This is a genomic window from Nocardia sp. NPDC052316 (assembly GCF_044547795.1).
Taxonomy (GTDB): Bacteria; Actinomycetota; Actinomycetes; order Mycobacteriales; family Mycobacteriaceae; genus Nocardia.
Map to the genome: position 1 here is coordinate 777,744 of NZ_JBIUBB010000001.1, position 18,799 is coordinate 796,542.

Here is an 18,799-nt window from a genome sequence, read left to right on the forward strand (position 1 = left end):
AGCTGAGCCCGCTGCACCGAAAATTTTCCGAGAAGCACCTGCGGTGACCCTGATCTCACCGGCGCCCTCCCCATTTAGGCTTAGCGCATGGTGACTGTGGAAGAACTGTTCGCGATCGACTCCCTGCTGTCCGACGAGGAGCGCGAGATCCGCGATGCCGTCGCGACCTTCGCGAATCAACGCCTGCGACCGCACATCGCGGATTGGTTCGAGGAAGGCACTTTCCCGGCCCGCGAGATCGCGCCGCAGCTGGGCGAGGTAGGGCTGCTCGGCATGCATCTGGAGGGCTACGGCTGCGCAGGTATGTCGGCCACCATGTACGGGCTGGCCTGCCAGGAACTCGAGGCGGTCGACTCCGGCGTGCGCAGCATGGTGTCGGTCCAGGGCTCGCTGGCGATGACCGCGATCCACAAGTACGGCTCGGAGGAGCAGAAGCAGCAGTGGCTGCCGGAGATGGCGGCGGGCCGGGCACTCGGCTGCTTCGGGCTCACCGAACCCGATTTCGGCTCCAACCCGGGCGGCATGCGGACCAGGGCCAAGCGCGACGGCACCGACTGGGTGCTCAACGGCTCGAAGATGTGGATCACCAACGGCTCGGTGGCCGATATCGCGGTGGTGTGGGCGCAGACCGAGGACGAGGGCAAGCAGGTGATCCGCGGCTTCCTGGTGCCGGCCGGGACGCCGGGATTCAGTGCGCGGGAGATGCATCGCAAGCTGTCGCTGCGCGCCTCGGTGACCGCCGAACTGGACTTCGACGATGTCCGGCTGCCCGCCGATGCCGTGCTGCCGGAGTCGCGCGGGCTCGCGTCGCCGTTGGCGTGCCTGAGCGAGGCGCGGTTCGGAATCATCTTCGGCGCGCTCGGCGCGGCCCGTGACTGTCTGGCCGCGACGATCGAGTACGCACGCACCCGCGAGGTGTTCGACAAGCCGCTGGCCGCGTATCAGCTGACGCAGGCGAAGCTGGCGAACATGGCCCTGGAGTTCGGCAAGGGCCAGCTGCTGGCCGTGCACCTCGGCCGGTTGAAGGATCGTGGCGTAGTGACCCCCGAGCAGGTGAGCGCCGGGAAGCTGAACAGCACCAGGGAGGCCATCGCGATCGCCCGCGAGTGCCGCACCATTCTCGGCGCCAACGGCATCACGCTGGACTATCCGGTGCTGCGCCACGCGAACAACCTGGAGTCGGTGCTCACCTACGAGGGCACGGCGGAGGTGCATCAGCTCGTGCTCGGACGGGCGCTCACCGACGCCAACGCCTTCCGGTGACGCCGTTCGCGGGCTGAACGCAACGCCTAGCGCCGGACGTTCGATCGGGCCAAATTCGTACCGGTCGGTCGTGTTTACAAATGGCATCGGCTAACCGGTTCTGCCCCAATGATTTTCGTGCGGGTAATTTGCTGGAACGCACTTTCCCGGCAAAACAGACTGGGTGAAGCGTCACAGTTCTATAAAGACACGCCGGTTGCTAGCATAGGAACATGTTTCTGCTAGGCCCCGCGTTGCTCGAAGTGTCGGCGCGCAAGATTTTGACCCGCCTGCACAAGACGCACGGGGTACCGGCGCTCGCCGCGGCCGCGGAACTGCCCGCGCTGTCGGCCGCGCTGGATCAGCACGCCGCCGCGGTGCGCGACATCCTCACCCTCGGCGTCGAGGAGTCCGCGCGCGTTCCGGTGAGCGTGCTGCTCGCCGGCTACGCCCGCGGACTGCTCGATCACGTGCGCGAGGCCGCGGCCGATCGCGGTGCGCCGATGACCGGCGCGGCACCGGACGACCTCGGCAGCTGGGCGAACGCCGACTGGGTGCAGCTGCGCCTGGCCAGCGTGTGCCTGCACGCGTCCCTGCAGCCCGCCTGACCGACCCATAGAACGAACGCGTCCGCCGTAGGCCGAGAGCCAACGGCGGACGCGTTCGTCATTCGAATCGAGCGGGTGCCTAGCGCCGGTCGCCCGGGTCGCGGTACCCCATGTACTCACCGGACTGCTCGTACGAGCCGCCGCCACCCTGCATCGCACCCTGATCCCACTGCTGTTGCTGCGCATGCTGGCCACGGGTGGCCTGCTGATCCATCCACAGCTGCTCCCGCGAGGCATCCTCCCGACCGCGCGAGTAGGCCTCCGCGTGGCCCTTGACCGCGGGCATCTCCTCTTCCAGCCCGCTGAGCCAGTTCTCCCAGCGCTGCTGCATCGGGCGAACCATGCCGCCGCCGACGCCGACCACCAGGATGCCGCCGATGGTGGCCAGCACGGTGATCAGGATCGGCATGGTGACCGACATGGCCACCCCGATCTGGTTCAGCGCGGCGACGATGCCGACGCCCCAGATGAACACCGCGGCGATCCGGCCGATCATCGCGCCGTAGGACAGCCCGCCGAGCATGTTGCCGACCAGGTCACGCACCGCGGATGCGATAGCACCCGCGATAACCACGATGATGATCGCGACCGCGGCCTTCGGCAGCCAGGAGACGATGCCGTCGAGCAGATCGCTCACCGGATTCGGACCGAAGACGCCGAAGCCGAGCTGCAGCGCGATCAGCAGGATCGCGTAGTAGGCCAGCTTCGCCAGCAGATCGGAGGCGTCGTAGCGGCTGCGCGACATCATCTGCTTGAGCCCGCCACGCTCGACCAGGCGATCGAAGCCGAGCCGGTCGAGCACCTTGTCCACGATCGTCGACACGACCTTCGCGACGATCCAGCCGATGAGCAAGATGACGATGAATCCGGCCAGCTTGGGGACGAACGTGGCCACCGAACTCCACGCGTCCGAGAACCCCTTCTGGAAATCGATAGCCAAACTGGAGGTGTACATGCCCATCCCTTCGCTATCCGATTACGCCATGGCGTTTGCCGAGGCTGCTTCAATGCCGGTTATACCCCGGCTGCATAACTCGAACCATTCGTTTGCAGATAATTTGCCACATTGAGTCATTCGGCGCGACTACTCACCGCAGCGGCACGCGGGCCCGTACTGTCCATAGTCGGCCGCCCGAACTGGTCGGTCTTCCTCACAATGCGGCCCGACGCGATGCGGAGAAGATTGTTACGACCTGTCATCGCTGTGCCATCTCGATGTCACCGACACGCCGAGGTGCGTGGCGCACGCTTATCCCGGATCCGGCATCAGGGCAATGCCTCCCGCCTGACGTCACCCGGAGGAGCACGATGAACACACAGACCGCCGACCCCATCGGCCGAAGGCCGGACGATCGCGCCGCGACGCGCCACTGCCCGCCGGGAGCCCGCGATGTTCGTGCGTGATCACGCCCTCTCCGGCCTGGGCGGCACCGCCCGGTCCCTGCCGGATCAGCGCGAGCTGGTCGCCGCTTTCGCCGGCAGCCAGGGCGATCCGAGCACCGACCACCCGTTGATCGGCTTGGCCCGCGAGTTGGCCATCCTGCACCGGCAGCGCCACGGCAATCCGCTCGCGGCCGCGGGAATCGACTGCCGCAGAGCCGAATTGGTCGCCGCCATCGATAAGTGGGTCGCCACTCAGGTGCCCCGCCACGGGTGCACCGAGCACCTGCGCACCGGATCCCTCGGTGCCACGGTCGATCGCATGGCCGCGGCGCACGCGCACGCCAGCCATCTGCTGCACACCGCCGAGAACGTGTCCGACGATCGGGTCCACGCGGCGTGGTACCGCCTCGCCGCGCTGGCCGACGAATGGACCGATCTCATCATCGGCGCGGTGCGGAAGGTGTAGTGGCGCAGGGGAACCCGGCCTGAACGGACAGTTGTCGCCACACCGCGACGGAAAACGCGGCACGGCGCGCGAAAGTGTCCGCGCAGGCCGGGTCAGACCGCTAACTCGGGTTCCGGCATCCCCAACTGCCGCGCCGAAAACCACCGCATCGCCTTCGCCAGCAGCGGCAGCATCAGCACCATCAGCAGCAGTCGCATGCTCTGCACACAGGTGATCAACGGCAGGTTGGCGTCCATCGACTCGGCGGTGGCCAGCACGGCATTGATGCCGCCGGGGGTAGTGGCCAAATAGATGTCGGAGAGCTGGAGGTCGACGAAGGTGGCGACGGCGAAGGCAAGGCCGGCGACGATGGCGGACAGCGCGACGATGGTGACCGTCATGCCGGGGATCATCCTGGCCATCTCACGCACGACCGGCTTGGTGAAGCGGGTGCCGACCTCGAACCCGATGAGCACGAACAGCAGATCCTTGAACAGATTCGTCGGCGCGTACCCGTGGCTGACGCCGAGCGCGGTGAGCACCGCGGTCATCAGCATCGGCCCGATCAGCGCGGGGCTCGGCAGGTTGAGCCGCTTGCCCACTCTGGTGCCGAGCACGCACAGCATCACCGCGATGGACAATCCGGCGACCTGATCGCCGCGCCCGACGATCATCCAGTACGGCAGATCAGGATTGGTGACCGCGGCGCCGAGCGTCGCATGCTCGGTGACCAGGCCCTCGCCACTCTTGTTCAGCAGCGCGCCGAGGGCAGGCGCGCTGACCGCGACCAGCGCGACCCGCAGGTACTGCATGAACGCCACCTGCCGCGGATCGGCGTCCATATCGTCGGCCACCGCGACCACGGCCGCGGAACCTCCGGCCAGCAGTCCGAGCGTCGCGGTCGGCAACTCGACGTGGGCGAACCGGGCGAACACCACCGCGACCAGCAGGCTGATCAGCAGCGTGGCCACCGTGACGGCCAGCACGGGCACCAGCGCCATCCCGATACTCGACAGCAGCGAGATCTCCAGGTAGCTGCCCATCAACACGCCGAGCATGGACTGCACACCGCACGACAGCTCCCGGGGCATCGGGGCTGGCAACTTCCCGGCCAACGCCAGTGCCCCGCCGACGACGATCGCTAGAATCATTTGCGGCGCCGGAAAATGCACCCGATCGAGTAGCGTCGCCCCGGCAAGCACCGAGGCCAGCAGAGCTACCCATCCGATCACTTGCCTGCGCGTCATACCTAGTAATCATTGCGGTGACTAATGAACAGACCGTTACATCTCCGTTATCGGGGTTAACAGCTGGTGTGATCCTGAACGCAGGACGCCAATTCCCTGCTCAGAGCGGACATTAGCCCGCTCGCCGCCCTATTCGTACTACCCCATAAAAGACAGATAAACCCTCGAGCGAATTCGAAGCTCACCGCCGTCCGAGCGCGCAGCGCCGTGGCCGCCGAGCTCCCCCGTGTACTATTCGCCCGAACCACCCCCACCGCGGGAGCTCGGGCAAGGCCGGGCTGAGAGGGCGGACCCCAGCGCTTCGCCGACCGCATGAACCTGTCCGGGTAATGCCGGCGTAGGAAGAGCGTTTCGGGCATGTCTGCATCGACCCTGCACAACTCCGAACGGCACGAGGCCCCCTTCACCCTCGATGAGCCCGCCCCGAAGGTGCTGTCCTTCTGGGACCAGAGCGCATTCTGGGCAAACCTGGGTGTCAGCCTCATCGCCTTCTCCGGCGCGTACACCGTGCTGGCACCGAATTCCGATGGCGTACCGCAGATCTCGATCGCCGCGGGCATCCTCGCGATGATCGTCGGTACCGTCGTCGGCGGGCTGATGCTCGGCCTGGCCGCGGTGCCGGGCGCCAAGACCGGCAAGCCCGCGATGATGCTGCTGCGCGGCCTGTTCGGCGCCAAACTCAGTTACCTGCCCACCGCGTTGAACATCGCCCAGCTGATCGGCTGGGGCACCTTCGAATTGATCGTCATCGGCGATGCGGCCGACGAGTTGTTCGGCGGCGGCCCGCACTGGCTCTATGTGGTGGCCGCCGGCGTGCTGACCACGGCGCTGACCATCTGGCCGCTCGGTTCGGTGCGACTGCTGCGCCGGTTCGTCACGATCGGCGTGGTGATCGCGCTGGTCTGGTTCTATATCCAGTTCTTCCGCACCGGATTGCCCGACCTGTCGGCCAATCCGGGTCCGCACGGCAGCGGCCCGTTCGGCGCCGACTGGAACCTCTTCTGGATCGCCACCGACGCCGCGCTCGCGGTGTCCATCTCCTGGATGCCGGTCGCGGCCGACTACACCCGGCACTCGCGCAGCACCGGCACGGCGTTCGGCGCGGCCAGCGGGGCCTACGCGATCACCCAGATCGTCGCCTACACCCTCGGCCTGTTCGCGCTGGCCAGGGCCACCGGCGACGGCCAGTACTCGCCGTTCCTCCAGGTGAGTCTCGGCGGACTGTTCTTCTTCGTGTTCGTGTTGCGCGAGGCCGATCAGTCCTTCGCCAACGTGTACTCCACGGCGCTCTCGATCCAGAATCTCGCGCCGCGCGTCGACCGGCGGATCCTGTCGATCGGCCTCGGCGCGTTGATCACGCTGCTCGCGCTGCAGCTGAACATGGCGAACTACTTCGCCTTCCTCGGCCTGATCGGTTCGGTGTTCGTGCCGCTGCTCGGGGTGCTGGTCGCCGACTTCTTCCTGCGCGCGCAGGGCGAGTGGAACACCGCCGACGATGCCCCACCGCGCTGGGGGATGATCGCCGCCTGGCTGGCCGGACTCTCGGTCTATCAGCTCATCAACCCGGGCGATGCCGGTGTGTGGACCGACTTCTGGGTGAATGTGCAGGAGAAGCTGCACTTCACCAAGCAGGCGTGGATGAGCGCGTCGCTGCTGTCGTTCCTGGCCGCGGTGCTGGTCGCGTGGGCCGTCGGCCGGATCGCCACGCTGCGGAAACGGCGGGCCGCGGTCGGCAAATCCGGCTAGCCGGGGGCCTCGGCTGCCACGATGGAGTCATGGGTGAGATCCGGATCGGCACCTCGGGCTGGGTGTATCCGCCGTGGCGTGGCGTCTTCTACCCCAAGGGCGTCACGCAGAAGCGCGAGCTCGCCTACCTGTCCGAGCAGCTGAACAGCGTCGAGATCAACGGCTCCTTCTACGCGCTGCAGCGGCCGTCGAGCTATCAGAACTGGTCGAGTCAGACGCCGGACGACTTCGTCTTCGCGGTGAAGGGCAGCAGATTCATCACGCACATGAAGCGCCTACGCGACGGTGACGAGCTGCTGGCGAACTTTCTCGCCTCCGGGCTGCTTGCCCTCGGCCCGAAACTCGGCCCCATCCTCTGGCAGCTGCCGCCGAACCTCCAGTTCGACCCGGAGCTGCTCGCCACCTTCTTCACCCACCTCCCCCGCAGCACCACACACGCCGTCGAGATCGCGAAACGGCACGATCATCGGGTGGACCCGGCGTTCACGACCACCGACGCCGACCGGCCGCTGCGGCACGCGCTGGAGATCCGGCATCCCAGCTTCGTCACACCGGAGTTCACCGAGCTGCTGACCAAGCACCGGATCGCGCTCGTCATCGCCGACGCCGCAGGCAAATACCCGCTGATGGAGGAGGTCACCGCCGATTTCGTCTACATTCGGCTGCACGGTCACGACGAGCTCTACGTCAGCGGATACACCGACGAGGGCCTCGACATGTGGGCCGCCAAGATCCGCGCCTGGTCGGCCGGCCACGACGTCTACTGCTACTTCGACAACGACGCCAAAGTCATGGCACCACGCGACGCCCTGGCCCTGCGCGCCCGCCTCGAATAGTCAAGGCTGTCTTGATTTTCCGCACCGGAATCGCATGCCGTTCCGGTGCGGAAAATGAAAAGGTATGCGCGAAAGCGCTTTCAGTGGCCGAGGGTGCCGATGCTCAAGAAGCCCAGCAGGTCGTGGCGGGTGATGACGCCGACCGGCTTGCCCTCCTCGACGACCATCAGCGCGTCGGTATCCGACAATGCCTTGGTCGCCGCCGAGATCGGCTCGCCCGCACCGATCAGCGGGAACGACGGGCTCATGTGCTTGCCGACCGAATCCGTCAGGTGCGCACGCCCTTCGAACACCGCGGAGAGCAGGTCGCGCTCGGACACGCTGCCCGCGACCTCGCCCGCCATCACCGGCGGCTCGGCGCCGACCACGGGCATCTGCGACACCCCGTACTCGCGCAGGATCTCGATGGCGTCGCGCAGGGTTTCCGAGGGATGGGTGTGCACCAGGTCGGGCAGTTCGCCGGATTTGCCGCGCAGCACGTCGCCGACCAGCGGCTCGACCGTGCTGCCGTCGAGGCGCTCGCGCAGGAAACCGTAGGAGCTCATCCACTGGTCGTTGAAGATCTTGGACAGGTAGCCGCGGCCGCCGTCGGGCAGCAGCACCACCACGACCGCGTCCGGGTCACGCTTGGCGACCTCGATGGCCGCGACCACAGCCATGCCGCACGAGCCGCCGACCAGCAGGCCTTCCTCGCGGGCGAGGCGCCGGGTCATGTCGAAGGAGTCCGCGTCCGAGACCGCGATGATCTCGTCCGGGATCGCCGGGTCGTAGGCGGAGGGCCAGAAGTCCTCGCCGACCCCCTCGACCAGGTACGGCCGTCCGGTGCCGCCGGAGTACACCGAGCCCTCCGGGTCGGCACCGATGATCTTGACCTGCCCGCCGGACACCTCCTTGAGGTAGCGGCCGACGCCGGTGATGGTGCCGCCGGTGCCGACGCCCGCGACGAAGTGCGTGACCTTGCCTTCGGTGTCGCGCCAGATCTCCGGACCGGTGGTCTCGTAGTGGCTGTCCGGGCCGCCGGGGTTGGAGTACTGGTCCGGCTTCCACGCTCCGTCGATCTCGCCGACCAGGCGGTTGGAGACGCTGTAGTAGCTGGCCGGGTCCTCCGGCGCGACGGCGGTCGGGCACACCACGACGTCGGCGCCGTAGGCGCGCAGCACGTTGCGCTTGTCCTCGCTCACCTTGTCCGGGCAGACGAAGACACAGTGGTAGCCGCGCTGCTGGGCGACCAGCGCCAGGCCGACACCGGTATTGCCGGAGGTGGGTTCGACGATGGTGCCACCGGGCCGTAGCGCCCCGGACTGCTCGGCCGCGTCGATCATCTTGACCGCGATCCGATCTTTGGAGCTACCACCCGGATTCAGGTATTCGATCTTGGCCGCCACCAGTCCGGCGTTCGGGCCTACAACAGAGTTCAACCGGACCAGCGGCGTATTGCCGATGAGGTCCACTACATGGTCGGCGATGCGCATGCGACCCATAGTTCCAGATGGTCCCGGTGTGAGTTCGCGCACGCCACGCGCAAGCCCCGCCGACTCGACAAACCGGGATTCCAGCAAACGCCCATTTAGGATCCGAACCATGAAGCAGCCGAACATCGCCAAGGCCGGCGTTGTGCTGGCCGGCGCGGCACTTGCCGCGCTGGCCGGACCGGGCGCGCAGGCGAACGCAGCGACCATCGAGTTCCCGCAGGTGCCAACGCTCGCCTACGGCGGCTGGTGCGGCACCACCATCCGCACCTGGGCCGATGTCGGACCGGCGTGGCCGGGCCGGGCGATTCTCAATATGCGCGCGCTGCCCGTCGCGGGCATCGGACCGGGCGACTATCCGCTGGCCCCGCTGTGCGAGGTCCGCACCACGGTGGCCTGGCGCAACACCAGCACCGGCGCGGTCGGCAGCTACGAGGAGACCATCGTGTCCGGTCTCTACGGCAGCATGCAGTACTCATTGCTCCAGGACACCGGCCCCGGCCTGGTCGAGGTCACCGTCACCACCGATCACGCGAACATTCCCGCCCGCGGCTGGTTCCAGGTTCCCGCTCCGGCTGCCGCGACTGCGTGAAGTCGGTACATTTTCTGGTGTGAGTGCACCACGCATGGGCTGGCGGACGGCCGCGGTGACCGGTGCCGCAACAGTCTTGGCCGGTTCCGGCGCGGGCACCGCATGGTGGGCGGCCTCTCGACTATTGATGGCGCAGGCAGGCGCGGCGCGTGGCGTGATCGGCCGCGACACCTCGAAACCGCCGGAAGCCGACGGGATCTACACGGCGGGCTGCCTGACGCCGGAACGCTGGCGCACCGGCAAGCACGCGGACCTGCACCTGATGATCTTCGGCGACTCCACCGCGGCCGGTGTCGGGTGCGCGGTCGCCGACGAGGTACCCGGCGTCCGCCTGGCCCGTGGCCTGGCGCTGGCTACCGGACAGCGAATTCGATTGAGCACCAAGGCGATCTCCGGCGCCACCTCCAAGGGCCTGTCCGGTCAGGTGGACGCCATGTTCGTGGCCGGGCCGCCGCCGGACGCCGCGGTCATTCTCATCGGAGCCAACGACATCACCAAGAAGCACTCGGTGCGCGCCTCCGCGCGCAGATTGGCCGCCGCGGTCTCGCGACTGCGCCGGGCCGACAGTGTGGTGGTGGTCGGTACCTGCCCGAATCTCGGCACGGTGACCGCGATTCCGCAGCCGCTGCGCACGGTGGTGCACAACTGGAGCGTCCGGCTGGCCAAGGCGCAGACGGTGGCCACCGCCGTCGCGGGCGGCCGTCCGGTGCCGATGGGTTATCTGCTCGCTCCGGAATTCCGCGCCCAGCCCGAACTCCTGTTCGCGGCCGACGGTTTCCACCCCTCGGCCGCTGGTTACGAGCTGGCCGCGGCCCAGCTACTTCCGGTCCTGCTCGAGGCGTTGGGCGAGGCGACCCCGGCTGCCAGTCCCCTGGGGCGCGACGTAGATTCGATAGGAACCCGCGAGTAACAACCGCGGTTCGCACGTTCCTTCAGACAAAGGAGTCCTCATGCCTGAGGCTGTCATCGTCTCGACCGCCCGCTCCCCCATCGGCCGGGCGGCCAAGGGATCGCTGGTCGACATGCGGCCCGACGATTTGACCACCCAGATCGTCCGCGCGGCGCTCGACAAGGTACCCGCCCTTGACCCCAACCAGATCGATGACCTGATCCTCGGCTGCGGTTCCCCCGGTGGCGAGTCCGGCTTCAACATGGCCAGGATCGTCGCGGTCCAGCTCGGCTACGACCTGGTGCCCGGCACCACCGTGCACCGCTACTGCGCGTCGTCGCTGCAGTCCACCCGGATGGCCTTCCACGCGATCAAGGCGGGCGAGGGCGACGTCTTCATCTCCGCCGGCGTCGAGACGGTGTCCCGGTACAAGAACGGCTCCGCCGACAGCTGGCCCAACACCCAGAACCCGCTCTTCGCCGACGCGCAGGCCCGCACCGCGAAGGCCGCCGAGGGCGGCGCGGGCGTCTGGCACGACCCGCGCGAAGACGGCCTCATCCCCGACGCCTACATCGCGATGGGCCAGACCGCGGAGAACGTCGCGGGCTTCACCGGGATCACCCGCGAGGAGCAGGACCACTGGGGCGTCCGGTCGCAGAACCGGGCCGAGGAAGCCATCAAGAACGGCTTCTTCGAGCGCGAAATCACCCCGGTCACGCTGCCCGACGGCTCGGTGGTGTCCAAGGACGACGGCCCGCGCGCCGGCGTCACCTACGAGGCGGTCAGCAAGCTGAAGCCGGTGTTCCGCCCCGACGGCACGATCACCGCGGGCAACTGCTGTCCGCTCAACGACGGCGCCGCCGCGCTGGTCATCATGAGCGACACCAAGGCCAAGGAACTCGGCCTCACCCCGCTGGCCCGCATCGTGTCCACCGGTGTCTCGGGTCTGTCCCCCGAGATCATGGGTCTCGGCCCGATCGAGGCGTGCAAGCGCGCACTGGCCCTGGCGGGCAAGTCGATCGACGATATCGACCTGGTCGAGATCAACGAGGCGTTCGCGGTGCAGGTGCTCGGCTCGGCCCGTGAGCTGAAGATCGACGAGGACAAGCTGAACGTCTCCGGCGGCGCCATCGCGCTGGGCCACCCGTTCGGCATGACCGGTGCCCGCATCACCACCACGCTGATCAACAACCTGCAGACCCACGACAAGCAGTTCGGTCTGGAGACCATGTGCGTCGGCGGCGGCCAAGGTATGGCGATGGTCATCGAGCGGCTTAGCTGAGATACCGCCCTCTTCCGTCTCGGGACGCACAACGGGTGGTTGCCGTCTCCGGCAACCACCCGTTGTCAGCTCAGGCGGTCGAAGCCGCTTGGTACTAGTCGTTGTTGAAGTAGCTCAGCAGGCGCAGGATCTCGACGTACAGCCAGACCAGGGTGACGGTCAGGCCGAGGGCGACGCCCCAGGCCGCCTTCTCCGGCGCCTGCGCGCGGATCAGCTGATCGGCGGCGTCGAAGTCGAGCAGGAAGCTGAACGCGGCGATCGCGATGACCACCAGGCTGAAGATGATGGCGATCGGGCCACCGTCACGCAGGCCGAGGCCGCCGGAGATGAAGAAACTGGCGACCAGGTTGCCGATCACCAGGACCAGCACGCCGATCATGGCGCCGACGATCATCCGGGTGAAGCGCGGCGTGACACGGATAGCGCCGGTCTTGTAGACGACGAGCATGCCTGCGAAGACACCGAAGGTGCCGAGCACCGCCTGCGCGATCATCCCGCTGCCGCCGGCCCCGCCGAAACTGATGTCGGTGAACATGAACGACAGCGCGCCGACGAACAGACCCTCGAACACCGCGTAGGACAGCACCAGAACCGGGTTGTCCATCTTGTTGGCGAAGGTCGCGACGAGGACGAGCACCAGGCCGATCAGACCGCCGCCGATGACGAACCACTTCGCCAGCGAGGGATCGGCGTTGCTGAAGCCGTAGGAGACGATGGCCGACAGCGCGAGCACACCCAGCGTGATGGCGGTCTTGGTCACCACGTCGTCGATGGTCATCGCCCGGGTGGTGCCCGGCGCCTGCTGGTATGGCTGCGGCTGCTGGTACTGCTGTCCGTACTGATTACCGAACTGCTGACCCAACTGGCCCGCCCCGGCCACGCCTGAGCCGAAGTTGGCGTAGCCATTGCCCTCTTGCTTGGGCAAGTTTCGGAAAACCGGATTGCTTGTGCTACGCACCTGCGTCCCTTTCTGGTCGTTGCCGCTGTTCGTCGAGCTCGCGCTCGATATCCAACTGCTGGGTACAACGTTTACTGCCCGGCGCTAGTTCCCGAAAGACCCGCGCGCAGGCGGACAAAACGGACTCTACCGCTGCTGCGCGTCGTGTAGGCCACGCACGGATCGAGTGACCGTGAATTTGCGGTTGCGACCGACCACCTCAGTGCGCCCGACCATGCGCTCGATCACGCCACGGTAGTTCAGGTGGGAATTGAACACCGTCCACAGCTCGCCGCCGGGGCGAAGCACCCGTCCGGTCTCGGCGAACATCTTGATCGCCGACCCGGTGTGCACGGCGGCGCCGACGTGGAAGGGCGGGTTGCACAGCACCAGGTCGGCGCTGTTGTCGGCGGCCGAGGACATCGCGTCGTCGCGCACCACCGTCACCCGGTCCGCAACGCCGTTGACCGCCACCGTCGCCTTGGCCGAGGCCACCGCGGCCGCCGACTGATCGGTGCCGAGCACCCGGAGGGCGGGCCTGGCCTTGGCCAGCTGCACGGCCAGTATCCCGGTGCCGCAGCCGAGGTCGATGGCCTCGCGCGCATCGGGTTTCATCCACTTCAGGTGCTCGAGCAGGAACCGGGTGCCGATGTCGAGCCGGGCGCCGGAGAAGGCGGCACCGTGGGCGACCACGTCGAGATCGAGGTCGTCGAGCCGGTCGCGCACCGGGAACGGCGGGTCACCGACCGGTTTCGGCCCGCTGACCAGCAGGGTGCGCGACTTCTGCCGGCCACGGCTGGCCCGGACCTCGGAAAACGACTGGGCCAGCACGTCGTTCATCGACTTCGTCAGATACTTGTCCCGGCCGCCCGCGACCACTACCACCTCGGGATCGGCGTAGCGCGCGATGGCGTCGGCGACCTCGGTCAGGCCGGCCAGCGCCCGTGGCAGCCGCAGCAGGACCACCCGGACATCGGCGAGCAAGTCGCGGCCGAGTGGATACGCGGTGTAGCGGTCGGTGAGACCGAGCGCGCGGGCATTGTTGGCCAGAGCGAGTTCGCCGGTGAGCAGATCCTGGTGCACACGGACCCCGCGCAGGTCGTGAGCGGTGATCGCGCCGATGGTCAGCGCGCCGTACGCGTCGCCGACTATGGCTATCTTTCCGCTATCAGTGCTGGCGAGCGCCTCGTCGGCGACATCGAGGATCAGCCGATCGGCGGCATCCACAGCGTAGAGGTTTAACGCCTCCACATCTGGATACCGCCGCAGTCGGCTCAGAACGTCCTCGATGGCTGCCACGCCTCAAGTGTGCTAGATCGTTGCCCCAACGTCACATCGGCCCCGGCAAACCGGTTCCGGCGCGTATTGCGTACCCCGGTCGAGCGGCCGTAAAGCGTAGCGTCACAACGGGTTCAGCTCAGTTGGCACCCGCCTTGCCACCCGTTGCGGTCACCGCGTGCCAGACCCCACCGACGCCTTGACCGAGCAGGTCGCCCGGCTTCGTGTCCTTGGCGAAGAAGTAGACCGGCCACCCCGCGATGGTGACTTGGCATGCGCCATCAGCACGTTCGATGAAGCCGACGAGCTGCGGATCGACGCCCGCCGCGTACACGGCCTGCCCGCGCTGCGCGATCAGCGGCGGCCATTTCGCGGCACAATCACCCGAGCAATTCGAGGTGGGTGGCTTGGCGGTGTCCTTGTCGAATCGGTACAGCGCGCGGTCGGCGGCCGTAACGTGCTGTCCGACAGCGCTATTGTCCGCGAGGCGCAGTTGCACCGCATTCGTGCCGGTCGGCGCCGTTCCGTGGTAGATCTTCAGCCAGTCCTGGGTCTTGGCAGGCGCCTGGTTCTGCGGCGCACCGGCCGCCGCCGAGGCCGAGGCCGACACCGCCGAGGTCGGCGCCTGCGAGGGCGCGGGCTGCGCCGTCTCGGCACTCGTGCACGCACTCAGCAAACCGGCGAGAACCACCGAGGCAGCGGCCAATGGCCGTGCGGCTCGCTGGAAGTGCTTGGTCGAGAGCATTTTTCAGATCCTCCGGATCGATCGATGACGCGCGATTCGCGTCCGGTCATCGACAACCACGAGCCAGCCCCGCGACCGGTTCACTGAGCGGAAATTCCGACGGCAAACATCGAGAAACCCGCAAATCCCGCGCGACGCCCCGTCCGGCGTTTACCATCAGCCCCATGCGTAACAGGATGGTGTTGGCCATCGTCGCGGTGACGGCGCTGCTCGCGGGCTGCGGCGACGACGCAGGAACCACCGCGAACACGTCTGCGCCGAGCACCTCGACCACGGGCACCCTGGCCGAAGCGCCGACCGCCCCGCGCGACACCGCGCCCAAGCGGGGCACCGCATCCGGCGACGCGGGCCTGACCGTCACCGGTATTCGCATCGGCCACCAGCCCGGCTTCGATCGGGTGGTCTACGACCTCGGCGGCAAGGGCACCCCCGGCTGGATCGTGCAGTACACCGACCGGGCCGTGCAGGACGGCAGCGGCAAGCCGATCGAGGTGGCCGGCAAGTCGATCCTCGAGGTGCAGATCCTCGGCTCGGCCTACCCGTTCGACAGCGCCGAGACGCCTTACGCGGGACCCGATCCCGCGACCGAACCGAGCGCGCCCGGCATCGCGGGGGTCTATCGGACCACCGTGTTCGAGGGCACCACCCAGTCGTTCATCGGCGTCAACAGCGACCGGCCCGGGTTCACCGTCACCACGCTGACCAACCCGACCCGGCTGGTCATCGACGTCGCCAGCGAGTAGTACCCGTACCGCCAGGGGGTATTGCCATCGACCTGGCCGCCGTCATTACACTGGCCGCGTGGTCGAACAGCAGCTATCACCGCGCATCGCCGGGCTCGCCCGGGCGCTCGGTGTGCTGGTGCTGCTCGCCGGGATCGTCGTCATGCATGCGGTGGTGTTCGCGACGCCGAGTCACGCCGGTGCGGTCGACCATCACTCGACGGACAGCAAGGACAGCACAGTCCCGCTGCCTGCGGTGGCGATGCCCACCGAAGCGACGGCGACCGTGGTGTTCGTCGACCGGCACGACGCGGTCGACGACGGTCATGACCTGGCCAGCACCGCGATGCCGACCGTCGCCCAGTCCGTCGCCTCGCCCCTCGGCGAACATGCCGCACCGGACATGGACTGCGCGGATGACGGTTGCGGCGGCACCCACGGCGGAATGCACGGTTGCGTATTCATCCTGGCCGCTGCCGTGCTGCTGTTCGCACTGGTGCTGCTCTATCGGATGGCTCTCGATCGGCCGGGCAATGATGTCGCGCGGCTGCGTCATCGGCGACCACGGCGGGAACGGTCACCGCCGTGGACCGTGCTCACCCTGGCCGAATTGTCGATTCTGCGGATCTGACAGCTCTGCGGCGACCGTTCTCGACGGTCGCCGGCGTTGCCCTGCCCGAAACCCAGTCATGCGCAATTCCCAAGGAGCACAACCATGGTCATCAGCCGTACCCGAATCACCACCGTCCTCGCCGCGAGCACCGCTGCCGCCGCCCTCGTCCTGACGGGCTGCAGCGACAACGACGACATGTCCGGGATGCAGCACAGCACGTCGAGCGCGCCCGCCCCATCGAGCGCGCCGACGGCCCGCACTGACTTCAACGACGCCGACGTCACCTTCCTGCAGATGATGTACCCGCATCACGCGCAGGCGGTCGACATGGCGAAGCTGGTGCCGAGCCACAGCCAGAACCAGCAGTTGCTGGCGCTGGCCGCCAAGGTGGAGCAGGCCCAGGCACCGGAGATGCAGCAGATCACCACGCTGCTGCAAAGCTTCGGCAAGCCCGCACCGACCACCGGCGGCGGCCACGGCGGCCACACCATGCCGGGCATGATGAACCCCGATCAGATGAACGCCCTGCAGGCCGCGTCCGGCCCGGACTTCGACCGCCAGTGGCTGACCATGATGATCGAGCATCACACCGGCGCGGTCGCCATGGCCGAGACCGAGCTCGCCCAGGGCACCAACGGGGAGTCGAAGGCCTTGGCTCGCAGCATCATCGACAGCCAGCGTGCCGAAATCGACACGATGCGCGGGATGCTCGGCTAGTCCTGACCGATCGGCGCCTATCGCACCGAGGCCCAACGGACTCGGTGCGATAGGTAACCGGACCCGACTGATCCCGGCTCAGGATCCCGGCGGGACGATTGCCTGCCAGGCGGGCGCGTCCTCCGGTGCCGCGCTGTCGCGGGCGCGCCTACGTAACTGCTCGACGACTATCAGCGCCACGCCGGCGAGCACCGTCATCACGGCCAAGACCGTGAGAACCAGGGCCGCCGTACCGAAACTCCACAGCGCCACCACGGCGGCGGCGACGGCGAGCAGCACGCCGATGAACAACAAGCCGAAGCCTGCCCAGTTCCGGGTGTCGGCCAAGGTCTCGCCTGGCTGCGGCGCCGTCGTCCGGGAGATGTCCGCCGCGTTGTCGAGCGGGGGGATCTCGTACGGGCCATCCACTGTCATGCTGCTACCTCGACGCCGCGATACCGGCTGGTCGGCCGGTATCTGATGCGACAGGGATGCCCTGATCTTCGCATCCGAAACGGGACGACCCGCACTCGTTGTCCGGCATGGTGTTTCGGGTAGGTCAGATCAGTTGTAGGACTTGGTGACTCCGTCGAGCAGCCGTTCCAGGGTGTCGTAGGTGGGGGTGGTGATCACGTCGAGCACGTCCTTGGCCACCGGGATGTTGTGTGCGGCCGTCACTTCGGCGAATTGGTCGGTCGCGCCGGTGCGGAAGCCGTGCTCGGCGGCGAGGCGTTGCAGGTCGGGGTCGGTGGACAGCAGGCGGCCGAGGCGCTCGCCCGGCTCGCCGAACGGCACCAGAGTGTGCCGGGACAGAATGGTCGGCGACGGGTACAGCATCGTCATGTCGGGCTTGGTCTGCCCGCGCACACTGGCGTCCACGTATTGCGACTCGTAGATCCACACCATGGGTGTCGGCCCGATTCCGGTCGCGAGATAGGCCTCGAACGGGCCTTCGCTGCTGCTCTGGGTGTAGCCCTGGCCGACGAAAAGCCTTGCCACCGTGGGCAGGATGTTCTGCTCGGCGTCCGACCCCTGCACGATGGTGTTGTTGTTGGCCACGTAGCCGGCGATCGCCAGGTACATGGCCGCGGAGTTGGAGCTGCGCGGGTCGGTGGTGGAGATCAGTACGTTCTTGCGCACCGGATACGTGGTGTTGTCGTCGAGTTGGTCCCACCGTGTGTTGTTGCCGACCATGCGCAGGTAGGGGCCCATGTCGAAGGTCGACACCGCGCCCTGGTGCACCACGCCCGCCTTCGCGAGCAGCTCGGCGATCGGCGTGAACGTGGCGATCACCATCGGTGACGAGAACGGGATGTACTTCGCAGTCACGTTGCGCTGCCGCTGGATTCGCTCCGCCGCCTGCTCGCTCGACGGAAACGCGAAGTCGTACTTCGCGAGGTCTATCGACGTCGCGATCTGCCGTGACCCCGCCGGTTCGATCTCCACCTTCACCCCGTGCCGGGCCAGCGCCGCAACTACTTTCGGGTCTTGGAAGAATGCCATCTTCTCGGACCCGACCACGCCGCGCACCACCGTTATCGGCGCCACCGGCGCTGCCGTATTCGGCGCACCACCGGGCTGGCGCACCGCCAGCGCCACCGCGACCACGGTCACCACCACCAACGCCGCGATCACGGCCGCGACGGCTGCCGGAGCGAAACGCCTACTCCCAAGCCATGTTTCCGGCGAACTATCATCAACCGCCGCTTGGTGCTTCGGCTTGCGCGCCCTGCCCGTCTCGGGTTCGACGGCAGTATCCGCCTCCTCCCCCGCGGCCGCCAATTGCCGACGAACGTACCGCTCCACCAGAATCGGAATGAAGGTCCGCACCGGATGCCCCGCGAACCGCCGCCGCGCCGCCGCGACCGCCCCCTCGATGTACTCCGCAGAGTAAGTGCCGCCGAAGTTTTCGACCAACCGCTCCGTCACCTGACGCAGCGCCTGTTCCTCCCGAACAGTGTCGACAACCACAAAATCTCCTAGGCATCCGGCAACCGACATATCCTCGCGACGGCAACCGAGCCCCACCGCGCCGGCCAACCCTAGCCCCAACCCACCCACCCCGAAAC

19 protein-coding genes and 1 riboswitch are annotated in these 18,799 nt (G+C 67.5%); of the genes, 11 read left to right on the forward strand and 8 right to left on the reverse strand.

The genetic code is table 11. The features are described 5' to 3' along the window. The first annotated feature begins 87 nt into the window (after nt 1-87). Nucleotides 88-1,263, forward strand: coding sequence for an acyl-CoA dehydrogenase family protein (locus tag ACIHA7_RS03580; RefSeq protein ID WP_397285151.1), 1,176 nt, complete (start codon nt 88-90; stop codon nt 1,261-1,263). Between the two features lie 212 nt (nt 1,264-1,475). Then, the gene (locus ACIHA7_RS03585) at nt 1,476-1,850 is read left to right on the forward strand and encodes a DUF6401 family natural product biosynthesis protein (RefSeq protein ID WP_397285153.1); all 375 of its coding nucleotides are present in this window, start codon (nt 1,476-1,478) and stop codon (nt 1,848-1,850) included. A gap of 79 nt (nt 1,851-1,929) precedes the next feature. Here the strand turns inward: ACIHA7_RS03585 and ACIHA7_RS03590 are convergent, their stop codons facing one another. Then, the gene (locus ACIHA7_RS03590) at nt 1,930-2,805 is read right to left on the reverse strand and encodes a hypothetical protein (protein WP_107660926.1); all 876 of its coding nucleotides are present in this window, start codon (nt 2,803-2,805) and stop codon (nt 1,930-1,932) included. A 435-nt stretch (nt 2,806-3,240) separates the two neighbouring features. On the opposite strand from ACIHA7_RS03590, the gene ACIHA7_RS03595 reads away from it, so the two are divergent. Continuing rightward, complete coding sequence (locus ACIHA7_RS03595) at nt 3,241-3,699, forward strand: DUF4254 domain-containing protein (RefSeq protein WP_397285155.1); 459 nt, start codon at nt 3,241-3,243, stop codon at nt 3,697-3,699. Between the two features lie 92 nt (nt 3,700-3,791). Here the strand turns inward: ACIHA7_RS03595 and ACIHA7_RS03600 are convergent, their stop codons facing one another. After that, complete coding sequence (locus ACIHA7_RS03600) at nt 3,792-4,925, reverse strand: AbrB family transcriptional regulator (protein WP_397285157.1); 1,134 nt, start codon at nt 4,923-4,925, stop codon at nt 3,792-3,794. Nucleotides 4,926-5,170: 245 nt separating this feature from the next. Beyond that, nucleotides 5,171-5,286, forward strand: a riboswitch (TPP riboswitch). On the opposite strand from ACIHA7_RS03600, the gene ACIHA7_RS03605 reads away from it, so the two are divergent. Beyond that, nucleotides 5,283-6,671, forward strand: a complete 1,389-nt coding sequence (locus ACIHA7_RS03605; RefSeq protein WP_397285159.1) for a purine-cytosine permease family protein — start codon at nt 5,283-5,285, stop codon at nt 6,669-6,671. (Overlaps the previous riboswitch by 4 nt.) Nucleotides 6,672-6,700: 29 nt before the next feature. Next, a complete protein-coding gene (locus ACIHA7_RS03610; protein WP_397285161.1) occupies nt 6,701-7,507 on the forward strand; it encodes a DUF72 domain-containing protein in 807 nt (268 codons plus the stop codon). Nucleotides 7,508-7,587: 80 nt separating this feature from the next. Here ACIHA7_RS03610 and ACIHA7_RS03615 read toward each other — a convergent pair whose 3' ends face one another. After that, nucleotides 7,588-8,979 (reverse strand): cystathionine beta-synthase, encoded by a 1,392-nt coding sequence (locus ACIHA7_RS03615; RefSeq protein ID WP_397285164.1) that lies wholly within the window; start codon nt 8,977-8,979, stop codon nt 7,588-7,590. 109 nt (nt 8,980-9,088) lie between these two features. Here ACIHA7_RS03615 and ACIHA7_RS03620 point away from each other — a divergent pair, with 109 nt between their 5' ends. Genes ACIHA7_RS03620 through ACIHA7_RS03630 form a run of 3 tightly spaced genes read left to right on the forward strand, consistent with a single transcriptional unit; the run spans nt 9,089 to nt 11,739 of the window. Next, on the forward strand, nt 9,089-9,568 hold the full coding sequence (locus ACIHA7_RS03620; RefSeq protein ID WP_397285166.1) for a hypothetical protein: 480 nt from the start codon (nt 9,089-9,091) through the stop codon (nt 9,566-9,568). A 34-nt stretch (nt 9,569-9,602) separates the two neighbouring features. Then, on the forward strand, nt 9,603-10,478 hold the full coding sequence (locus tag ACIHA7_RS03625) for an SGNH/GDSL hydrolase family protein (protein WP_397286492.1): 876 nt from the start codon (nt 9,603-9,605) through the stop codon (nt 10,476-10,478). A gap of 40 nt (nt 10,479-10,518) precedes the next feature. Continuing rightward, a complete protein-coding gene (locus ACIHA7_RS03630) occupies nt 10,519-11,739 on the forward strand; it encodes an acetyl-CoA C-acetyltransferase (RefSeq protein WP_397285168.1) in 1,221 nt (406 codons plus the stop codon). A 94-nt stretch (nt 11,740-11,833) separates the two neighbouring features. On the opposite strand, the gene ACIHA7_RS03635 is transcribed toward ACIHA7_RS03630, so the two are convergent. The 3 genes from ACIHA7_RS03635 to ACIHA7_RS03645 form a co-directional block, all read right to left on the reverse strand. Next, complete coding sequence (locus ACIHA7_RS03635) at nt 11,834-12,697, reverse strand: Bax inhibitor-1/YccA family protein (protein WP_397285170.1); 864 nt, start codon at nt 12,695-12,697, stop codon at nt 11,834-11,836. Between the two features lie 126 nt (nt 12,698-12,823). Further along, the gene (locus ACIHA7_RS03640) at nt 12,824-13,975 is read right to left on the reverse strand and encodes a class I SAM-dependent methyltransferase (protein ID WP_397285172.1); all 1,152 of its coding nucleotides are present in this window, start codon (nt 13,973-13,975) and stop codon (nt 12,824-12,826) included. 118 nt (nt 13,976-14,093) lie between these two features. Beyond that, nucleotides 14,094-14,699, reverse strand: a complete 606-nt coding sequence (locus ACIHA7_RS03645; RefSeq protein WP_397285174.1) for a hypothetical protein — start codon at nt 14,697-14,699, stop codon at nt 14,094-14,096. 164 nt (nt 14,700-14,863) lie between these two features. On the opposite strand from ACIHA7_RS03645, the gene ACIHA7_RS03650 reads away from it, so the two are divergent. From ACIHA7_RS03650 to ACIHA7_RS03660, 3 genes are all read left to right on the forward strand, one after another. Next, nucleotides 14,864-15,442, forward strand: coding sequence for a hypothetical protein (locus ACIHA7_RS03650; RefSeq protein WP_397285175.1), 579 nt, complete (start codon nt 14,864-14,866; stop codon nt 15,440-15,442). A gap of 58 nt (nt 15,443-15,500) precedes the next feature. After that, complete coding sequence (locus tag ACIHA7_RS03655) at nt 15,501-16,052, forward strand: DUF6153 family protein (protein WP_397285177.1); 552 nt, start codon at nt 15,501-15,503, stop codon at nt 16,050-16,052. A gap of 84 nt (nt 16,053-16,136) precedes the next feature. Further along, a complete protein-coding gene (locus tag ACIHA7_RS03660; protein ID WP_397285179.1) occupies nt 16,137-16,751 on the forward strand; it encodes a DUF305 domain-containing protein in 615 nt (204 codons plus the stop codon). A 78-nt stretch (nt 16,752-16,829) separates the two neighbouring features. Here ACIHA7_RS03660 and ACIHA7_RS03665 read toward each other — a convergent pair whose 3' ends face one another. Then, nucleotides 16,830-17,165 (reverse strand): hypothetical protein, encoded by a 336-nt coding sequence (locus ACIHA7_RS03665; RefSeq protein ID WP_397285181.1) that lies wholly within the window; start codon nt 17,163-17,165, stop codon nt 16,830-16,832. A 129-nt stretch (nt 17,166-17,294) separates the two neighbouring features. Then, on the reverse strand, nt 17,295-18,701 hold the full coding sequence (locus tag ACIHA7_RS03670; protein WP_397285183.1) for a three-helix bundle dimerization domain-containing protein: 1,407 nt from the start codon (nt 18,699-18,701) through the stop codon (nt 17,295-17,297). Nucleotides 18,702-18,799: the final 98 nt, after the last annotated feature.

Excerpts from the sequence above, each read along its gene's own strand:
- ACIHA7_RS03580 (WP_397285151.1), top strand. The coding sequence starts at position 88 with ATGGTGACTGTGGAAGAACTGTTCGCGATCGACTCCCTGCTGTCCGAC.
- ACIHA7_RS03585 (WP_397285153.1), top strand. The coding sequence starts at position 1,476 with ATGTTTCTGCTAGGCCCCGCGTTGCTCGAAGTGTCGGCGCGCAAGATT.
- ACIHA7_RS03590 (WP_107660926.1), bottom strand. The coding sequence starts at position 2,805 with ATGTACACCTCCAGTTTGGCTATCGATTTCCAGAAGGGGTTCTCGGAC.
- ACIHA7_RS03595 (WP_397285155.1), top strand. The coding sequence starts at position 3,241 with ATGTTCGTGCGTGATCACGCCCTCTCCGGCCTGGGCGGCACCGCCCGG.
- ACIHA7_RS03600 (WP_397285157.1), bottom strand. The coding sequence starts at position 4,925 with ATGACGCGCAGGCAAGTGATCGGATGGGTAGCTCTGCTGGCCTCGGTG.
- ACIHA7_RS03605 (WP_397285159.1), top strand. The coding sequence starts at position 5,283 with ATGTCTGCATCGACCCTGCACAACTCCGAACGGCACGAGGCCCCCTTC.
- ACIHA7_RS03610 (WP_397285161.1), top strand. The coding sequence starts at position 6,701 with ATGGGTGAGATCCGGATCGGCACCTCGGGCTGGGTGTATCCGCCGTGG.
- ACIHA7_RS03615 (WP_397285164.1), bottom strand. The coding sequence starts at position 8,979 with ATGCGCATCGCCGACCATGTAGTGGACCTCATCGGCAATACGCCGCTG.
- ACIHA7_RS03620 (WP_397285166.1), top strand. The coding sequence starts at position 9,089 with ATGAAGCAGCCGAACATCGCCAAGGCCGGCGTTGTGCTGGCCGGCGCG.
- ACIHA7_RS03625 (WP_397286492.1), top strand. The coding sequence starts at position 9,603 with ATGGGCTGGCGGACGGCCGCGGTGACCGGTGCCGCAACAGTCTTGGCC.
- ACIHA7_RS03630 (WP_397285168.1), top strand. The coding sequence starts at position 10,519 with ATGCCTGAGGCTGTCATCGTCTCGACCGCCCGCTCCCCCATCGGCCGG.
- ACIHA7_RS03645 (WP_397285174.1), bottom strand. The coding sequence starts at position 14,699 with ATGCTCTCGACCAAGCACTTCCAGCGAGCCGCACGGCCATTGGCCGCT.
- ACIHA7_RS03650 (WP_397285175.1), top strand. The coding sequence starts at position 14,864 with ATGCGTAACAGGATGGTGTTGGCCATCGTCGCGGTGACGGCGCTGCTC.
- ACIHA7_RS03660 (WP_397285179.1), top strand. The coding sequence starts at position 16,137 with ATGGTCATCAGCCGTACCCGAATCACCACCGTCCTCGCCGCGAGCACC.
- ACIHA7_RS03665 (WP_397285181.1), bottom strand. The coding sequence starts at position 17,165 with ATGACAGTGGATGGCCCGTACGAGATCCCCCCGCTCGACAACGCGGCG.